We start from the raw sequence: 17,184 nt of genomic DNA, 5'->3' as shown, positions 1-17,184 counted from the left end.
AGGCAAGGAGCACCACCCGCGTGAACACCCCAGAACCGCTCACCCAGCAGGAGGTGCAGGGCTTCGCCGCCCTCGCCGCCCGGCTGGCCGAGAACGTCAACGCGGTGGTGCTGGGCAAGCCCCAGGTGGTCCGGCTGGCGCTGACCGCGCTCTTCGCCCAGGGGCACGTGCTGCTGGAGGACGTGCCCGGGGTCGGCAAGACCACCCTGGCCCGGGCCGTCGCGGCGACCGTGAAGGGACAGTGGCGGCGCATCCAGTTCACCCCCGACCTGCTCCCCTCCGACGTGTCCGGGGTGACGATCTTCAACCAGGCCACCCGGGGCTTCGAGTTCCACCCGGGCCCGGTGTTCGCCAACATCGTCATCGCCGACGAGATCAACCGGGCCTCGCCGAAGACCCAGTCGGCGCTGCTGGAGGTGATGGAGGAGCGCACCGTCACCGTCGACGGGGTCCGGCACCCGGTGCCGCAGCCGTTCCTGGTGGTGGCCACCCAGAACCCGGTGGAGATGGACGGCACGTACCGGCTGCCCGAGGCACAGCTCGACCGCTTCCTGGTGAAGCTCTCCGTCGGCTACCCCGACGAGGCGGTCGAGGTGGAGGTGCTGCGCGGGGCGACGGTCCGCTCCCCCGAGGCGCTGACGGCGGTCACCGACACGGCCACCGTCGGGGAGATGGTCCGCATGGCCCGCCGGGTGCACATCGCCGAGCCGCTCTACGCGTACGCGGTGCGGCTGGCCGCAGCGACCCGCACCCATCCGCAGGTGCGGGTCGGGGTCAGCCCCCGGGGCGTCATCGCGCTGACCAGGGCGGCGTGCGCGTACGCGCTTATCGACGGGCGGGGCTGGATCATGCCGGAGGACCTGAAGACCCTGGCCGAGCCGGTCTTCGCGCACCGGCTGCTGCTCACCCCCGACGCGCAGGTGCGCGGGGTGACCGCCGCCGAGGTGCTGCGCCAGGCGGTCGCCTCGGTTCCGGTGCCGCTCCCCTCGGGCCAGCCGGCCCCGGTCCAGGGCTGACCGGCGACGCCGGTGTCCACGCTCACCGCCCGGTGTGTCGGGCTGCTCGTCGCCGCCGTCGTGCTGCTCGGCGTCGGCTTCCGCTTCGCGTACCCGGAGCTGACGCTGCTCGGGGCGGCGGCCGGCATCGCCGTCGGGTACGCCGTGCTGAGCGCGGCGTGGCGGCCCCGCCTGGAGGTGACCCGCAGCGCCGACCCGGACCGGGTGGCGCGGGGCGAGCCGGCCGCGATGACCCTGACGGTGCGCAACGCGGGGCGGCTGCGGGCGGCGAGCCTGGTGGCCGAGGACCGGTGCGGGGACCGGTCGGTCCCGGTGCCGCTGCTGCGGCTGCGACCGGGCCGGGACACCACGGTCCGCTACGAGGTGCCGACCGCCCGCCGGGGCGTGGTGCCGGTGGGGCCGCTGCGGGTGACCCGGCGCGACCCTCTCGGCCTGGTGGCGCTGGCCCGCCCGTACGGCGGCACGGTGCCGGTCTGGGTGCACCCGCGCGTGCACCCGCTGAACGCGGTGCCCACGGGGGCGGGGCGCAGCCTGGACGGCCGGGTGGACAAGGTGCCGCACGGCTCGATCACCTTCGACTCGCTGCGCGAGTACGTGGTCGGTGACGAGCTGCGCCGGGTGCACTGGCGGACCAGCGCCCGGGTGGGCGAGCTGATGGTGCGGGAGAACGTGGACACCAGCCTGCCCCGGATCGTGGTGCTGCTCGACAACCGGGCGGCCGCCCATCCGGCTCGCCCGGACGGGGTGGCCGAGTCGTTCGAGTCGGCGTGTGAGGCCGCCGCCTCGGTGCTGGTCGCCGCATACCGCGAGGATCTGCCGGTGGTGCTGCTGCTGGTCGCGCCGGAGCCGGCGGGCGGTGACGCGGCGGCGCAGGGGCCGCTGGACCGGCTCGCGGCGGCGGAACTCGCCGACGGGGGCGACCTTCAGCCCGCCACCGGTCGGCTGCGGCGGGAACGGCTCGGCGACACGCTGGTCTTCCTCACCGGGCCGGGCGGCCGGGACGACCTGGGGACGGTGGGCGGGCTGCGGGCTGCGTACCCGTCGGTGGTGGTGGGGGTCTTCGGGGCGACGGAGCCGGCGCCGTCGGGCGCGGCCGGCCTGGTGGTGATCGACGCCGCGGACGGGGCGGCGTTCGCCGCCGAGTGGGACGGGGTGCGCAGGTGGTGACGGTGGCCGACGGTCAGGCGGGGCGGAGCACCGGCGGCGCCGCGACCGACGCCGCCGGGCCGTCCGGGGGCGGCGGCGGAGCTGACGACGCCGCCGGGCCGGCCGGTGGCGGTGGGGTCGCCCGGGTGACGCGGGCGCTGCGGGCGGTCCCGGTGCCGCTGGCGCTGATCGCGATGATCGGCCTGGCCGGCGCGGTGCTCGGCCGGGTCTACGCCGGCCCGCTGCTGACCTGGCTGGTGCTCGGGGCGGCGATCGGCTCGGTGCTGGTCAGCGTGGCCGCCCGCCGGCTGCCCTCGTGGCTGGTCGCACCCGTGTCGGTGCTCGCGATGGCCGGCTGGACGGCCTGGTCGCTGCGGCTCACCGCGACCCGCGCCGAGCTGCCCGGGGGCCTGGCCGAGGTGACCGCGGACGCCGCCGCGAACGGCATCCCCCGGCTGCTGACGGCGATGATCCCGGTGGAGCCGACCCCGGACACGGTGCTGGTGCCGCTGGTCGCCGCGTGGCTGGCCGGTCTCGCCGGGGCGGAGGTGGCGATGCGGGCGGGTCGGGTGCTGCTCGGCTACCTGCCGCCGGTGCTGCTCTACGCCGCCGCGCTCTACGTGGTCGGCCCGAACGCCGATCCCGCGATCGGGCCGACGCTGGCCCTCGTAGCCGTGGCGGTGCTCGGCCTGGCGGTGCCGCCGCGCGGGGCGGCCGGCGCCGACGCGGCCGCCGGGCTGGCACCGGCGGTCCGCGCGGCCGTTCGGGCCCGGCTCGCCGCCGCCTCCGCCGCCGGCCTCGCGGTGGTGGTCGGCCTCGTCGCGCTGCTCGGTCCGCTGCTCGCCGGCCAGGTCGACGGCCGGCCGGTGGACCCCCGGCGGTACGTCGAGCCGCCGCAGGTGGAGACCCTCGACGAGAACCCGCTCATCCGGATCTCCGGTTGGGCGCTGAACCCGGGCCAGCAGCTGCTCGACGTGCGTACGCAACGGTCGGGCCCGCCGGGTTCCGTGCCGGCCGAGGAGCCGGGGCCCACCCCCGGGCCGGGTGCCGCCGCACGCCCGGTGCCGATCCGGCTGGCGGTGCTCAGCGACTACGACGGGGTGACCTGGCGGGTCGGCGCCACGTATCGCAACGCGGGGCGGATCCTGCCCGTGACGGCGCCGGCGGCCGACAGCACCGTGGAGACGGTACGGCAGGAGATCACCGTCGCCGGGCTGAGCGGCCGGCTGCTGCCCGCCGTCGCCACCCCGCGCCAGGTCACCGGCGCCCGGGTGGCGTACGACCCGACGACCGGGACGCTGATCCGCCCGGAGGGCCTGACCCCGGGGCTGCGCTACGGCGTGACGTCGGCGCTGGAGACGCCCGACTTCAACCTGCTCGCCACGGCGGACGTGCCGGCCGGCGAGGAGGTGGCCCGGGTGCTGCGGGTCGCCGACGGGGTGCCGGAACCGTTGCGCCGGCTCGCCGCCCAGCTCGCCGAGTCCAACGGCGCCCCGTACGCGCGGGCCGCCGCCGTGGAGCAGTTCCTCGCCGAGCACTACCGCCTCGTCGCGGACGCGCCCAGCGGGCACGCGTACCCGAACCTGAACTTCTTCCTCTTCGGACCCCGCAACGCCGGCGGGCAGCGGGGCACCTCCGAGCAGTTCGCGGCGGCGTTCGCCGTGCTGGGCCGGCTGACGGGGCTGCCGACCCGGGTGGTGGTGGGCTTCCGTGCCGCCGGCGACGGTCCGGTCCGGGCCGGCGACGCGTACGCCTGGCCGGAGGTGCTCTTCGAGGGGCTGGGCTGGGTGCCGTTCGACCCGCTGCCCAGGCCCGACGAGGAACCGCGCCCGGTGGAGGAGGACTTCCGCCCCACGCCGGAGGAGCCGCCCCCGTCGGAGGTGCCGGAGCCCACGGTCGAGCCGACCGTGTCGCCGGAGCCGGTGGTCGCGCCGGGCGGGCCGGCCGGCTCCGGTGGACCGTCGACGGCGCTGCTGGTCGGCGGCGGGACGGGCGGCATGCTGCTGCTGGTCGCGGCGGCGCTGCTCGCCCTGCTGACGATGCGCCGGGCGCTGACCCGGGCGCGGCTGGAACGGGGCGACCCCGGTCAGCGGATCGCCGGCGCCTGGCGGGAGGTGACCGACGCGCTGCGGTTGGCCGGGCACCCGGTGGGCGGGGACCTCTCCGCCTCCGAGGTCGCCGCCCACGCCCGCGCCGTGCTCCCCGTCGCTGACGCCAGGACCGAAACCGGCACCCCGGCCGACCCCGCCGGCCCTGACCCGGCAGGCCCCGGCCGGCCGGACAGCGAGGCGGGCGAGGCGGATCTCGACGCGCGGTTGGTGGGCCTGGCCGGCCTGCTCAACCAGGTGGCCTTCGCGCCGGGAACGGCCACCGCCGAGCAGGCCGCCGTGGCCGTCACGACGGCCGGCGACTACGTCGCGCGGTTGCGCGCCGCCCGCCCCTGGTGGCGCCGCGTCCTGTGGGCCGTCCGCCCCGGTCCGCTGCGCTGGCCCCGCTGAGCCTTCGACGGGCTGGTCGCCCGCGACGCCACCAGCGGTCCCGACGCGCTCGCCCGTCAACCGGACGGCCAGTGGGATTTTGCACTCACAGTGCACTTGTCTCGGGTTCCGCGCCTGCCTAGCGTCAGCTCATGCCTGATTCCTGGACGTTCGCCGTGGCCCGTGACGACCTGGGCCGGACCACGATCACCGAGGGCACGACGCCCGCACTGGCCGACGGCGAAGCGCTGCTGCGGGTGGACCGCGTCGGCCTCACCGCCAACAACGTGACGTACGCGGTGCTCGGCGACGCGATGCGGTACTGGGAGTTCTTCCCGCCCGGCCCCCGCGGGCTCGGCCCGCAGTGGGGACTCCCGCCACTGTGGGGCTTCGCCGAGGTGGTCGCGTCGACGGTCGACGGGGTCACCGCCGGGCAGCGGGTCTACGGCTACCTCCCGCCGGCGGGTCACCTCCTGCTGCGGCCGGACCGGGTGGACGCGTCCGGATTCCGCGACGCGAGCGGACACCGGGCCGACCTGCCCTCGCCGTACAACGTGTACCGGTCGACCACCGGCGACCCGGCGTACCGGGAAGACCAGGAGGACCTGCTGGTCCTCTTCCGGCCGCTGTTCTTCACCTCCTTCATGCTGGCCGACCAGGTCGTCGACAACGACTTCCACGGGGCGGCGACCCTGGTGCTGTCGTCGGCGTCCAGCAAGACCGCGTACGCCGCCGCGTTCGAGCTGCACGGGCGCGGCCCGCGTCTGGTCGGTCTCACCTCCCCCGGCAACCTCGCGTTCACCCGGTCCCTCGGCTGCTACGACGACGTCCTCACCTACGACGACATCGCCGTTCTCGACGCCGTACCGACCGTCTATCTCGACCTGTCGGGGGCGCCCGCCATCCGCGCGGCCCTGCGGCGGCACCTCGGCGACCGGCTCGTACGGGACGTCGCGGTCGGGCTCACCACCCAGATCCCGAACGCCGACGCCGCCGACGAGGTGTTCTTCGCCCCGGTGCAGATGCGCAAGCGCCGCCAGGACTGGGGGCGCGACGGGCTCGACCAGCGCTTCGCCGACGCCTGGCGACGGTTCACGGCGGTCGTGGGCGGATGGCTCGACGTCCGGGTCGACACCGGTCCCGACGCCCTGGAGCGCGCCTGGCTGGAGGTGCTCGCCGGCCGGACACCGCCGCGCATGGGTCAGATCGTCCGACTGTGAGCGGCGCGGGGCTTGCACCCCTCGGTGAGCATGGTGAGATGCGCATCGCGGAGTTGGTTCTCGCGTACGTTCGCGTGCTGGTCTGGCCAGCCACGGTGGTGATCCTCATGGTGTTGTTCCGTTCCCGCGTCCATCACCTGTTCGACCGGATGAACAAGGTCGACGCCTTCGGCGCGAGCATCGAGTTCGTTCAATCAGTCGGGGCCGCTCGCGAAGCCCTGTCGGCGGCCCAGGACCCGGCACGTGAAGTGCCTGCCTCCTCGGGCCCCGGCGACTCGCACGACGAGGACGCCGGCCATACGCGCGTCGCTGACGCCGCACAGCATGCTTTGGACGGGATACCTGCCTGGCGGTGGCCGGCAGGAAACCTGGCGGATGCCCGTGCTGCGATCGACATCGGGGTGCTCCGGCAGGCGCGACAGTCGTTGGCTGCGGCCCTCGATCGCCTGGAGCAGGCGTTCGGGCCATTGACCCGGGCAAGTGCCAGCCAGATGAGCGAGCGCATGCAGATGGCGCAGTGGGGGGCGCTGATGCGCGCCCTGGACGGCGCCGACCGGGCCAACAGCCTCGCCAGCTACCTGATCACGACCGCGGGCTCGGACGGGCTGTCCCCGTACCACCGGGAGTTGGCGGCCGACTACCTGACGGTCATCAGTGGCGCGCTGGACCTTCTCGCGGACACGTTGGCGGCGACGATCAAACAACACCGCGCCGTCTGAACGGGGCGTCGGTCGGTCGCTGACACCCGGCGCCGGACGTCGACAGGGCCTGCGGGTCAGCCCCGCAGGCGGCGGACGAGCTTGCGCAGGCCGGACTGCCAGCCGTCCGGGTCCTCCGCCCTGCGGCGGGCGTAGTCGGCGACCTCGGAGTGCGGGAGAATCAGGAAGCGCTCCTCGGCGATGCCGGCGACCGCCGCGTCGGCGACCTGGTCGGCGGTGAGCACCGCGCCGGAGGCGGCCACGACCCGCGCGCCCAGGTGACCGGCGGCCAGCCCGTCGGCGAGCATGGGCGTGTCCACGCCCTGCGGGCACAGCGCGCTGATCCGGACGCCCTGGTCGCGGTAATCGCGGTCGGGCTCACCACCCAGACTCCGAACGCCGACGCCGCTGGGGAGGTGTTCTTCGCCCCGGTGCTGGTCGGAGACGCTCGCCGGCTGGACGCCCGCCACGCGTGGGTCAGATCGTCCAGTTGTGAGCGGCGTTCCACGACGTCGCCCCGGTCCCGGCTGCGGCCGGGTCCGGGGCTTGGCCCGCGCAGTCAGGCGCACCACGGCTCGGCGACAGTGGCCGGGCCCGCCACCTGTCGCCTCGCCGGATCCGTGCGGGTGTCGTCGCCTGCGCCGGTCGTTCAGGATCGATAGAAGATCGTGCTGTACCTTCCGCAGATGTTGGCGCTCAGGGAATTGTCGGTGCACTCGTTGATCTCGACCCGCGTGACATTCGAGGCAAAGTTGTAGGTCCTGGTGACCGTCGAGTTCGTGCCGTTGTCGTTGGCGAGTTCCTCGTAGCGCGTTCCGCCGTCCCGGTAGTAGGCCATGAGCCGCGCCTTTGCGTTGCGGTCGTTCGCTACGGTGTCCTTGACCTGCACCTTGACGTACAGCCGGCCGTTGTCGCCCCACCACCAACTACCGTGCACCCAGGCGCCGGAGACATCCGCGCTCGTGTTGCTCATCGACCATTCGGTGGCCGCCTGGGCCGGGGCCGGGAAAACCACGACCGTACCGAACAGAGCGAAAACTCCCAAGAGGCCGGCGACGGCGAAACGACGCTTCTTCAATTCGCACTCCCTTTAGCGGTGGCTTGTACCGGAGACGTTAATTTGCGCGGCGTCCGTCCACATCGTCCCGCTGATTGATTCCCTACCGCGACCGCTGCGGTATCCGGATCGGCTGCCTACCGCAGCGGTTGTACGGCACCACCCGCAGGACACCGGGCCTCATCGCCACCGCTCGACCTCGCACCGACCACTTAGGATCCTCCGGTGTCACACCGTGAGCGGCTCCGGCAACAACTGCACGACGTGCCCGCGACGGTCGTCGACGCGGCGGTCGCCACCTGCATCGTGGCGGTCACGGCCTGGATGGGGCGCGACTACCAACTGCCCGGCTTCCGCGAGTTCGACGGCACGGCCCTGGTCCTGACCTGCCTGGCCAACATCCCGCTCGCGGCACGCCGCCGTGCCCCGGTGACCGTCCTGCTGACCTGCTGCACCGTGGTGGCGTGGTTCCTCGCCCTCGGCTACGTGCCCAGCCTGAACCTGTTCGGGCCGCTGCTCGCGATGTACACCGTGGCCGCGACGCGTCCCACCCGCACCGCCCTGCCGGGGGCCGCGGCCACGGCCGGGGTGGTCTTCTACAGCGGCATGGTGGTCGAGGTCTACACTCCGTGGACGGCGCTCGCCCAGGCGCTGGTGGCGACTCTGGTGGCCTGGCTGTTCGGGGCCGGGGCCCGACGGCTGGCCGACCGCAACCGGCGACTGCTCGCCCTGGCCGAGGAACTGCGCCGGGAGCGGGAGGCCCGGGCCCGCAGCGCGGTCATGGCGGAACGGATACGTATCGCCCGCGAGCTGCACGACGTGGTCGCCCACCACATGTCGGTGATCTCGGTGCAGGCCGGCCTGGCCCGGTACGTCCTCGCCACCGATCCGGCGACGGTGGGCGCGGCGCTGGACACCATCGCCGGCAGCAGCCACGAAGCGCTGGAGGAGATGCGCCGGATGCTCGCCCTGCTCCGGGTGTCCGACACCGATCCGCGAAGCGAGGGCGACGGCCGCGACCCCGCACCGGGGCTGGGTCGGCTCGACGAACTCGTCGAGCGGATCAGGGCCGCCGGCGTCCAGGTCGCGGTGGTGGTCGTGGGCTCGCCCCGCCCACTGCCACCGGGGACGGACCTCTGCGCGTACCGGGTGGCGCAGGAGTCGTTGACGAACGTCCTGAAGCACGCGCGCGGGGCCCGGGCGAACGTCACGCTCGACTACGGCCAGCCGGAGCGGCTGACCATCCGGGTCGCCGACGACGGCCCCGGCGCTCCTGACGGGCCGGCGCACGGCCACGGTCTCGCCGGCATGCGCGAGCGGGCACGACTGTACGGCGGAAGCCTGCACGCCGGCACCGCCCCGGGCGGCGGCTTCACCGTCATCCTCAGTTTGCCCGTCGGAGTCGTCCCACCCGACAGGCACGAGCCGGGGGTCACCGGTCGGCGGCCGTCGCCTCCGGCCCGGCCCGCCTAGCCTGCCCGTGTCCGTGCATCTATTGCGGATTGCTGAACCCCCTCTCACCTGGCCGGACCAGACCGGACTCGTACGCCAGGACCACCGCCTGCGCCCGGCTGGCCAGGTCGAGCTTGGCCATGGTCCGGTTCAGATGGGTCTTGACGGTCGCCTCCGCGATCACCAGGCGCCCGGCGATCTCCGAGTTGTCGAGGCCCGTGCCGACCAGCCGCAGCACCTCCCGCTCCCGTCCGGTGAGGACGTCGAGCGCCGGCAGCGCACCGGGCCGCGGCGCGGCGGAGGCGGCAAGTGACTCGACGAGCCGATGGACCACGCGGGGTGTGAAGAGCATGTCCCCGCGCGCCACGGTGGCGACGGCGGCCAGCAGCCGCTCCGGGGGCGTGTCCTTGAGCAGGAAACCGCTGGCCCCGGCCCGCAGCGCGTCGTAGACGTAATCGTCGGTGTCGAACGTGGTCAGCACGAGGACGCGGGGCGGGTCGTCCCCGGCCGCGGCGATGATCTCACGGGTGGCCGCGATCCCGCCGACGCCCGGCATCCGGAGGTCCATCAGGACCACGTGGGGCCGGGTGGCGGCGGCCACGGTCACCGCCTCGGCGCCGTCGGCGGCCTCGCCCACCACCCGCATCCCCGGGGCGGCCCGGAGCAGGGCGGCCAGACCGGCGCGGATCAGCACCTGGTCGTCGACGACGAGAACCCCCACCGATTTACTGCTGCGGGACATGAGCCTCCTGGTCCTTACGGTTCGACGCCAGCAGCGGGCAGGTTCGGCCCGAGCCCCGAGCGGGCACGGTACGAGCTTCGGCCATGCGCCGCCGGGAACCGGCCCGGTCGGACCTCCGCTGTCGCCGGTCGACCCTGCCCTACGACAGCGGCTACGCCCTCAGCCGGCGGACGAGCTTGCGCAGGCCGGACTGCCAGCCGTCCGGGTCCTCCGCCTTGCGGCGGGCGTAGTCGGCGACCTCGGGGTGCGGGAGGATCAGGAAGCGCTCCTCGGCGATGCCGGCGACCGCCGCGTCGGCGACCTGGTCGGCGGTGAGCACCGCGCCGGAGGCGGCCACGACCCGCGCGCCCAGGTGACCGGCGGCCAGCCCGTCGGCGAGCATGGGCGTGTCCACGCCCTGCGGGCACAGCGCGCTGATCCGGACGCCCTGGTCGCGGTAGGTGACGGAGAGCCACTCGGCGAAGCCGACGGCGGCGTGCTTGGTGGTGGCGTACGGGGCGTCGCCGACCGAGGTCAGCACGCCCGCCGCCGAGCAGGTGTGCAGCAGGTAGCCGCCGCCCCGGGCGAGCATCGCCGGCAGCACCGCGCGGGCCGCGTAGACGTGGGAGAGCACGTTGACCCGCCAGGCGCGGTCCCAGCCGGCGTCGTCGACCTCCATCCCGCCGCCGGAGGTGACGCCCGCGTTGGCGCAGAACAGGTCGATGCGCCCGTACCGCTGCTCGGTGTCGGCGACCAGCGCGCGGACCTGCTCCTCGTCGGTCACGTCCAGCCGGACGGCCTGGGCGACCGGGCCGAGGCCGTCGGCCACCGCGCGGGCCGCGTCGGCGTCGAGGTCGGCCACCACGACGGCGGCGGCGCCCTCGGCGGCGAAGCGGCGGGCCAGGGCGGCGCCGATGCCGCCGGCCCCACCGGTGATGATCACCACCCGGTCGGTGAGGTTCACCGCGACCCACCCCCGCCCAGGCGCGTGATCAGGTCGCCCAGCGCCGCCGCGCCACCGGCGGCGAGTTCGGGGGTGGGCAGCAGGGCCAGCACCGGCACGTCCACGCCGGCGTCGGCGTAGCGGCGGACCTGCTCGCGGCAGTGCTCCGGCGAGCCGTGCAGCACCAACGCGTCGACCACGTCGTCTGGCACCGCCGCGCCCGCGCCGCGCCGGTCCCCGGCGGCCCAGGACCGCCACATCGGCCCGAGCACCTCCTCCCGGCCGAGCCAGCGGTGGAACTCGGCGTACGCGGGGACGGTGAGGTAGCTGGTGATGAGCCGGCGGCCCAGGGCGCGGGCGTGCGCGGCGTCCTCGGTGGGGCAGACGAAGATCCGCGCGACCACCTCGAAGCCGGGACGCCGCTGGCCGACCTCGGCGAGGGCCCGGGGCACGTCGGTGGCGGCGAGCCAGTTGAGGATGACGCCGTCGGCCTCGGCGCCGGCCAGCCGCAGCATCCCCGGGCGCAGCGCGGCGAGCAGCACCGGCGGCGGCACGACCGGCTTGCGGTCCAGGGTGAAGCGGCGCACGGCGAAGGTGTCGTACTCCTCGTCGACGGTCTCCCCGGCCAGCGCCGCGCGCAGGAACCGCAGCACGTCGCGGGTGCGCCGGAACGGCTCCTCGAACGGCACGGCGTTCCAGTTGCCCACGACGACCGGCGAGGACGCGCCGATGCCGAGCGCGAACCGGCCCGGGGCGGCGTCGGCCAGCGCCGCCGCGCTCATCGCCAGCAGCCCCGGGCCCCGGGTGAAGACCGGCGTGATCGCGGTGCCCAGGCGCAGCCGGGGCTGCCAGGCGGCGGCGAGCGCCAGCGGGGTGAACGCGTCCGCCCCGTTGACCTCCGAGGACCACACGTCGGTGAAGCCGGCCCGGTCGAGGGCCGCGTAGATCGCGGCGTGCTCGGCGAGCGGGATGCCGTCCAGCGGCACGGTCATGCCCCATCGCGTCGTCATCGGTCGATGGTGCCCGCTCGCCGGGCCGCGGAGCAAGATCCTGTGACTTTCCCGGATACCGCGAGCCCGGCACCCCCGGGTGGTACGACTGCCTGATGGGCCCCGCAGCGAGTGGAGGCCGCTGACCGATGGCCGCCAGCGGCAGGCGACACCTCACGCTCCACACGAAGGACACGGGCAGGGCGACCTTCCTGGAGCTCTTCTTCGACCTGGTCTTCGTCTTCGCGCTCACCCGCATCTCCGCCCGCGCGTTCGAGGATCTCGCCCTGGAGCCGGGGGGCAGCACCGGCTGGGCACCGCTCACCGGCGGCGGCAAGACCCTGCTGCTGCTCTTCGCGCTCTGGGCGGTCTGGCAGGGCACGGCGTGGACCACCAGCCGGTACGACCCGTACCACCTCTGGCTGCAACTGGTGGTGATCATCGCTCTGGTGTGCAGCATGGTCATGGGAGTGGCGATCTCCCAGGCGTTCCGCGCCACCGGCCTGGCCTTCGCGGTGGCGTACGTGGTGGCGCAGGTCTCCCGGCCGGCGATCCTGTTCGTGGCGCTACGCCACCACGGGTCACGGCGGCTGAAGCTGCGGATGACGATCGTCTTCAGCGCCAGCGGCGTGCTGTGGATCGCCGGCGCGTTTCTGCCGAGCACCCCGCGGGTCGTGTGCTGGACGGCGGCCATCGCGGTCGAGTACGTGGCCGCGCGGCTCGGTTTCCCGGTGCCCGGGCTGGGCCGGTCCAGGACGTCGAAGTGGGAGATCGCCGGCGAGCACCTGGCCGAGCGGTACCAGCAGTTCTTCCTCATCGCGCTGGGCGAGACGATCCTGGTGGCCGGGTTCGCCTTCGACGCGGGCACCCACGATCTCGCCCGGACCACCGCCTTCGCGCTGGCGTTGGCCACCTCCATCGTCCTCTGGCGGATCTACGTCCAACGAGCCGGGCAGATCCTCGGCGAGGCGGTCAGCAAGGCCCGGCACCCGGCCGACCTCGGTCGGTCGGCGGCCGACACCCACCTGGTCATGGTGGTCGGCCTGACCGCCGTCGCGATCGGCTACGAACTGGCGGTCGAGCATCCGCTCGGCCAACCCGAGGCGTCCTGGATCGCGATGATCATCGGCGGGCCGGCGCTGTTCCTGCTCGGCCGGGCCCGCTTCGAGTACGAGGTGTTCGGCCGAGTGTCCCGGTCCCGGTGGATCGCAACACTCGTGCTGCTGGCCGCCGTGCCCGTCCTGACGCACCAACCGCTGCTGGTGTCGGCGGCCCTGGTCGTCGTCGTGTTGACCGGGGTCGCGCTCGCCGACGCCCGTCGGGCCAGGGGTCGCCCGCCGGAGCCGGCGGCCCCACCGCTCTAGCCATCGGCGTACGGCGATCGATACCCGGTGCCGCGGGATAGTCTCCATGCGTGACCTTCTCGCTCGTCGCCCGCTCCGCCGACGGCCGCCACCACGGCGTCGTCGTGGCCAGCCGGTTCCTGGCCGCCGGCGCGCTCGTGCCGGCCGCCGAGGCCGAGATCGGCGCGCTCGCCACCCAGGCGCACGTCAACCTCGCCTACCGCCCGCAGGGGCTGACGCTGCTGCGCACCGGGGTGGCCGCGGCCGACGTGGTGGCGGGGCTGGTCGCCGCCGACCCGGACCGGGACCACCGCCAGCTCGGCGTGGTCGCCGCCACCGGCGTGGGCGCGACCTGGACCGGGCCGAGCTGCCACCCCTGGGCCGGCGGCCAGGCCGGCGACGGCTGGGCGGCGCAGGGCAACATCCTGGTTGGCCCGCAGGTGATCGACGCGGTCCGGGACGCCTGGCTGGGCGGGGCCGCGCTGCCGTTCCCCGACCGGCTGCTGGCCGCGTTGCGCGCCGGGGACCAGGCCGGCGGCGACCGGCGCGGCCGGCAGAGCGCCGGGCTGCTGGTGGTCGAGCGCGGCGGCGGGTACGACGGCACCGGCGACGTGCTTGTCGACCTGCGGGTCGACGACCACCCCGATCCGGTGACCGAGCTGGGGCGGCTGCTCGCGGTGCACACCCTGCTCTTCGGCCGGCCCGACCCGGCCACCCTGCTCGACCTGACGGGCGCGGTCGCCGCCGAGGTCGGCGCGCTGCTGGGCGCGCTCGGTCACCCGGTCGACCCCGCGCGGCCGGAGGAGGCGCTCTTCTCCTGGGCCGGCCTGGAGAACCTGGAGGAGCGCCTGGTGCCCGGCCGGATCGATCCGGTCGTGCTGGACCACCTGCGCAGGGCCGCCCCGCACGTGCCCGCCCCGCGCCCGGAGGCGGACCCGCTCGGCGCCAACGCCTGACCCGCCCCCGGGCCGGGCCCGGCGCCAGGTCGGGTCCCGCCCGGGTCAGCCGAAGGAGAGCCAGCGGAAGCCGAAGGCGTCGACGAGGGCCCGCTCGCGGTCCGTGAGACCGGCCCGGCCGGTCGCCTTGCGAATCAGCGTGAGCCGGTCCCAGCCCAGCCCGGGCGGGACCGATCGTCCGCCGGTGAGCAGGTCGGCGACGACCTCCGCCGCCGTCGGCGTCAGCCACGGCCGCCGCTCCAGCGCCGCCGCCAGGTCCAGGCCGTGCACGCCGACCTCCACCACACGGGTACGCAGGAACTCGGCGAGCGCCATCGCGTCGCCGTGCCGGGTGCGTACCACCCGACCTGGCGGTGCGGCGTCGACGGCGTCGAGGGCGGCCCGCCAGGCCCGGTCGAAGTCGGCCACCAGGGCCGGACCGTCGAGTTCCCGGGCCTCCCGCCGGCCGCTGTCGACGCGGGCGGCGTCCACGGACGGGATGAACTTGGCGGCGCCGTAGTAGGCGGGGGCGTCGACCTCGGCGCGGAGCGGGGCGGGCGCGGCGAGCATGTCGACCAGCCGGCCCGCGCCGGTGCGTACGTGGGCCAGCAGTTCGCGTACGGTCCACGGCCGGCAGTCGGTCGGCCGGTCGAGATCCGCCTCGTCGACGCCGCACAGCACCTCGCCGAGGCGCTCGCACTCGTCCCGGAACGCCGCCCGTACGCTCTCCACGATCCCCTCCCCCGTCCCGTCCGACCCTCTCACACCGGCGCGGCCGTTTCGGGGCCCGCCCGGCGGGTACGCGCGGCCGGGCCGACGAGAGGAGCGCCAGGGATGGCCGGGATCATGCTGCGCAGCACCGCGTTCAACGACCACGACATGCTGCCGAGCCGCTTCTCGAAGGAGGGCGGCAACGTCTCGCCGCCGCTGGAGTGGGAGCGGGTGCCGGAGTCCGCCGCCGAGCTGGTCCTGCTCGTCGAGGACCCGGACGCGGGTAGGACGCCGTTCCTGCACTGGCTGGTCACCGGGATCGCGCCGAGCGCCGCCGGGGCGCCGGAGGGCGGCGTGCCCCTTGGCGGTCGCGAGTGGCCCAACGACTTCGGCACCACCGGGTGGGGCGGCCCACACCCGCCTCAGGGCGACGATCCCCACCGGTACTTCTTCCGGCTCTACGCGCTGGACCGGCCGCTGGAGTTGCCCGGGACGCCACGGGCGGACGAGGTGCACCGCCTGCTCGTCGAGCGGGACGCCGCGAGCGGGACGATGGTCGGCACGTACTCCCGCTGAGCGGTCAGCCCTTGACCCGGGGCACCAGCCGGTGCACGGCGGCGAGCACCAGCGCCATGACCAGGCCCATCGTGCCGACGATCCCGGCGGCGCTGCCGGCGTAGCCGACGAGGAGCGGCCTGCGGGCCAGCTCGCTGGGCGGGGTGGCGCGCAGGTCGACCAGCCAGGAGAGGGCGAACCCGCAGGCCACCACCGCCAGTACGCCGCCGACGCCGAGCACCGTCGCGGCGACCCGGTGGGCGTCGGCCGACTCCACCTGCGCCTGCTCCCGCTGGGTGATCAGCAGCACCAGCCCGGCCAGCGCCGCCCAGACCCCGACGATCAGGAACGCGGCCACCGCGTCGCTGGGCCGGTGCCAGCCGGCGGAGAGGGTGGCCACCCCGGCGATCGCGGCATAGCCGGCGCCGAGGAAGGCGCCGAACACCCGCACCTTGCGCGGCAGCACGAGCATCAGCGCGACCGCGACCGAGGCGGCGACCGTGGCGTGCCCGCTGGGCAGGCTGTTGCCGGCGTAGATCCGTTCGGGGTCGATGCCGAAGTCGGGCCGGGCCAGGCCGTACTTGAGCAACTGGGTGGTGGCGTTGGCGCCGGCGATCAGGAGGGTGGCCGTGACGGCCAGGGCGATCCGGCCCCGGATCAGGGCGATGAAGCCGATCACCGCGGTCGCCGCCAGCAGCGAGACGACCGACATGGCGTTGAGGATCCGGTTCACCGGCTCCTCGATGTGGTCCTGCCCGATCCGGTTGCCGGTCAGGGCGACGGTGTCCACCCACTGGCCTATCTCGACGTGCACGGCGACCCGCCACACAGCGATGAAGGCCGCCGCCTGGACGAGCGCCAGGACGACCAACCAGACCGCGGTCCAACCCCTCGGCGTCGTTCGCACCCGCACACCGTAGCGGCAGGCGCAGCCCGGTCGGCGGGTGGCCTGTCGCATGGCTACAGCTAGGTTGGTGGCGGACGTGAGGAGGGTGCGGTGACGCGTACACCGGAGGGTGCGCCGGCCCCGACGGACCGGCCGGAGACGCTCGCGGACCTGCTCGGCGGGCGCCGGGGCGCGGTCGACGCCAGCCTGCCGCCGGTGGCGTTCGCTCTCGGTTGGCTGCTCGGCGGGCACTCGCTGTGGGGCGGGGTGGGCGCGGCCGTGGTCACCGGCGCCGCGCTGGCCGGCTGGCGGCTGCACCGGGGCGACCGGCCGCGTTCGGTACTGGTCGGGCTGCTCGCCGTCTGCGTGGCCGCGCTCGTCGCGTTGCGCACCGGTCGCGCCGAGGACTTCTTCCTCGTCCAACTGCTGTCGAACGCGGCGAGCGCGCTGGCCTGGGTGGTCAGCATCGTGGTGCGCTGGCCGCTGCTCGGGACGGTGGTGGGCGTCGCGCTCGGCCAGCGGACCCGGTGGCGGCGGGATCCGGCGCTGCTGCGCGCGTACGGTCGGGGCAGCTGGGCGTGGGCGGCGTCCTACGTGCTGCGGGTGGCGGTGTTCCTGCCGCTGTGGCTCGGCGGTCAGGTGGTCGCGCTGACGGTGGCCCGGGTCGTGTTGTCCTGGCCGCTGGTGGCGGCGGTGCTCGCGGTGAGCTGGGTGGTGGTGCGCCGGTCGTTGCCGGCCGGTCACCCGGGGCTGCGCCACCCGGTCGTGCCGGCCCGTGCGCCGGTGGAGCCGGCGGGAAATTAAGGGAGAGGCCGCCACGGGGGGAGCGGCCTCTCCGGTGACGTACGTTACTCCGTCCCGGCCCCATGCGTGATCCCGTGGTGGCCGATTTTTCGGGCGTTTTCGCGCCCGGTGCATATCCGGGTGTGGTGGGGTGGGCCGGTTGCCCCGCTGCGTCGGCCGGTTGACCGGCCCACCCCGGCCTGACCGTGGGAGTCAGGCCGTCCACCGACCGGGCGTCTCCGTTCCCCCAGG

The 17,184-nt window shown here is 74.9% G+C and carries 16 protein-coding genes and 1 pseudogene; 10 read left to right on the top strand and 7 right to left on the bottom strand.

Features of this window, described 5'->3' with window-relative positions:
• Window positions 1–20 precede the first annotated feature (20 nt).
• From ACGFNF_RS24460 to ACGFNF_RS24440, 5 genes are all read left to right on the top strand, one after another.
• Window positions 21–1,016, top strand: coding sequence for an AAA family ATPase (locus ACGFNF_RS24460; protein WP_393170917.1), 996 nt, complete (start codon window positions 21–23; stop codon window positions 1,014–1,016).
• A 12-nt stretch (window positions 1,017–1,028) separates the two neighbouring features.
• Window positions 1,029–2,183, top strand: a complete 1,155-nt coding sequence (locus tag ACGFNF_RS24455; protein WP_393170915.1) for a DUF58 domain-containing protein — start codon at window positions 1,029–1,031, stop codon at window positions 2,181–2,183.
• Complete coding sequence (locus ACGFNF_RS24450) at window positions 2,159–4,660, top strand: transglutaminaseTgpA domain-containing protein (protein ID WP_393170913.1); 2,502 nt, start codon at window positions 2,159–2,161, stop codon at window positions 4,658–4,660. Before ACGFNF_RS24455 ends, ACGFNF_RS24450 begins: the two co-directional genes overlap by 25 nt.
• A 131-nt stretch (window positions 4,661–4,791) precedes the next feature.
• Entirely contained in the window at window positions 4,792–5,859 is a 1,068-nt protein-coding gene (locus tag ACGFNF_RS24445) for a DUF2855 family protein (RefSeq protein ID WP_393170911.1), read from the top strand.
• Window positions 5,860–5,897: 38 nt separating this feature from the next.
• Window positions 5,898–6,578, top strand: coding sequence for a hypothetical protein (locus tag ACGFNF_RS24440; RefSeq protein WP_393170909.1), 681 nt, complete (start codon window positions 5,898–5,900; stop codon window positions 6,576–6,578).
• 56 nt (window positions 6,579–6,634) lie between these two features.
• On the opposite strand, the pseudogene ACGFNF_RS24435 reads toward ACGFNF_RS24440, so the two are convergent.
• A pseudogene (locus ACGFNF_RS24435) lies at window positions 6,635–6,922 on the bottom strand (dehydrogenase); the annotation flags it as partial.
• A gap of 284 nt (window positions 6,923–7,206) precedes the next feature.
• Window positions 7,207–7,635, bottom strand: coding sequence for a hypothetical protein (locus ACGFNF_RS24430; protein ID WP_393170907.1), 429 nt, complete (start codon window positions 7,633–7,635; stop codon window positions 7,207–7,209).
• A 204-nt stretch (window positions 7,636–7,839) separates the two neighbouring features.
• On the opposite strand from ACGFNF_RS24430, the gene ACGFNF_RS24425 reads away from it, so the two are divergent.
• Window positions 7,840–9,087, top strand: a complete 1,248-nt coding sequence (locus tag ACGFNF_RS24425) for a sensor histidine kinase (protein WP_393170905.1) — start codon at window positions 7,840–7,842, stop codon at window positions 9,085–9,087.
• Window positions 9,088–9,106: 19 nt separating this feature from the next.
• Here the strand turns inward: ACGFNF_RS24425 and ACGFNF_RS24420 are convergent, their stop codons facing one another.
• From ACGFNF_RS24420 to ACGFNF_RS24410, 3 genes are all read right to left on the bottom strand, one after another.
• Complete coding sequence (locus ACGFNF_RS24420; RefSeq protein WP_393170902.1) at window positions 9,107–9,808, bottom strand: response regulator; 702 nt, start codon at window positions 9,806–9,808, stop codon at window positions 9,107–9,109.
• A 151-nt stretch (window positions 9,809–9,959) separates the two neighbouring features.
• Window positions 9,960–10,751 carry an SDR family oxidoreductase gene (locus ACGFNF_RS24415; RefSeq protein ID WP_393170900.1) on the bottom strand — a complete coding sequence of 264 codons (792 nt, stop codon included), beginning with the start codon at window positions 10,749–10,751 and terminating at the stop codon, window positions 9,960–9,962.
• The gene (locus ACGFNF_RS24410) at window positions 10,748–11,722 is read right to left on the bottom strand and encodes an LLM class F420-dependent oxidoreductase (protein WP_393170962.1); all 975 of its coding nucleotides are present in this window, start codon (window positions 11,720–11,722) and stop codon (window positions 10,748–10,750) included. The genes ACGFNF_RS24415 and ACGFNF_RS24410 overlap by 4 nt, the downstream gene beginning before the upstream one ends.
• A gap of 146 nt (window positions 11,723–11,868) precedes the next feature.
• On the opposite strand from ACGFNF_RS24410, the gene ACGFNF_RS24405 reads away from it, so the two are divergent.
• Both ACGFNF_RS24405 and ACGFNF_RS24400 read left to right on the top strand, forming a co-directional pair.
• Entirely contained in the window at window positions 11,869–13,083 is a 1,215-nt protein-coding gene (locus ACGFNF_RS24405) for a low temperature requirement protein A (RefSeq protein WP_393170897.1), read from the top strand.
• A 50-nt stretch (window positions 13,084–13,133) separates the two neighbouring features.
• The gene (locus ACGFNF_RS24400; RefSeq protein ID WP_393170895.1) at window positions 13,134–14,018 is read left to right on the top strand and encodes a DUF1028 domain-containing protein; all 885 of its coding nucleotides are present in this window, start codon (window positions 13,134–13,136) and stop codon (window positions 14,016–14,018) included.
• A gap of 45 nt (window positions 14,019–14,063) precedes the next feature.
• Here the strand turns inward: ACGFNF_RS24400 and ACGFNF_RS24395 are convergent, their stop codons facing one another.
• A complete protein-coding gene (locus tag ACGFNF_RS24395) occupies window positions 14,064–14,729 on the bottom strand; it encodes a maleylpyruvate isomerase N-terminal domain-containing protein (protein WP_393170893.1) in 666 nt (221 codons plus the stop codon).
• 102 nt (window positions 14,730–14,831) lie between these two features.
• On the opposite strand from ACGFNF_RS24395, the gene ACGFNF_RS24390 reads away from it, so the two are divergent.
• On the top strand, window positions 14,832–15,284 hold the full coding sequence (locus tag ACGFNF_RS24390; protein ID WP_357579419.1) for a YbhB/YbcL family Raf kinase inhibitor-like protein: 453 nt from the start codon (window positions 14,832–14,834) through the stop codon (window positions 15,282–15,284).
• A gap of 4 nt (window positions 15,285–15,288) precedes the next feature.
• On the opposite strand, the gene ACGFNF_RS24385 is transcribed toward ACGFNF_RS24390, so the two are convergent.
• Window positions 15,289–16,176 carry a phosphatase PAP2 family protein gene (locus tag ACGFNF_RS24385; protein WP_357579435.1) on the bottom strand — a complete coding sequence of 296 codons (888 nt, stop codon included), beginning with the start codon at window positions 16,174–16,176 and terminating at the stop codon, window positions 15,289–15,291.
• An 84-nt stretch (window positions 16,177–16,260) separates the two neighbouring features.
• Between ACGFNF_RS24385 and ACGFNF_RS24380 the strand changes: the two genes are divergently transcribed.
• The gene (locus ACGFNF_RS24380; protein WP_357579418.1) at window positions 16,261–16,953 is read left to right on the top strand and encodes a DUF3159 domain-containing protein; all 693 of its coding nucleotides are present in this window, start codon (window positions 16,261–16,263) and stop codon (window positions 16,951–16,953) included.
• Window positions 16,954–17,184 lie beyond the last annotated feature (231 nt).

The organism is Micromonospora sp. NPDC048868, from assembly GCF_043198195.1.
GTDB lineage: Bacteria > Actinomycetota > Actinomycetes > Mycobacteriales > Micromonosporaceae > Micromonospora > Micromonospora reichwaldensis.
The sequence above is the reverse complement of the archived record's forward strand: the minus strand, read 5'-3'. Positions and strand labels throughout refer to the sequence as shown.

What these genes read in the sequence shown, in the direction of transcription:
- ACGFNF_RS24420 (WP_393170902.1), bottom strand. Translation starts at nt 9,808, where the DNA reads ATGTCCCGCAGCAGTAAATCGGTGGGGGTTCTCGTCGTCGACGACCAG.
- ACGFNF_RS24440 (WP_393170909.1), top strand. Translation starts at nt 5,898, where the DNA reads ATGCGCATCGCGGAGTTGGTTCTCGCGTACGTTCGCGTGCTGGTCTGG.
- ACGFNF_RS24445 (WP_393170911.1), top strand. Translation starts at nt 4,792, where the DNA reads ATGCCTGATTCCTGGACGTTCGCCGTGGCCCGTGACGACCTGGGCCGG.
- ACGFNF_RS24390 (WP_357579419.1), top strand. Translation starts at nt 14,832, where the DNA reads ATGGCCGGGATCATGCTGCGCAGCACCGCGTTCAACGACCACGACATG.
- ACGFNF_RS24410 (WP_393170962.1), bottom strand. Translation starts at nt 11,722, where the DNA reads ATGACCGTGCCGCTGGACGGCATCCCGCTCGCCGAGCACGCCGCGATC.
- ACGFNF_RS24405 (WP_393170897.1), top strand. Translation starts at nt 11,869, where the DNA reads ATGGCCGCCAGCGGCAGGCGACACCTCACGCTCCACACGAAGGACACG.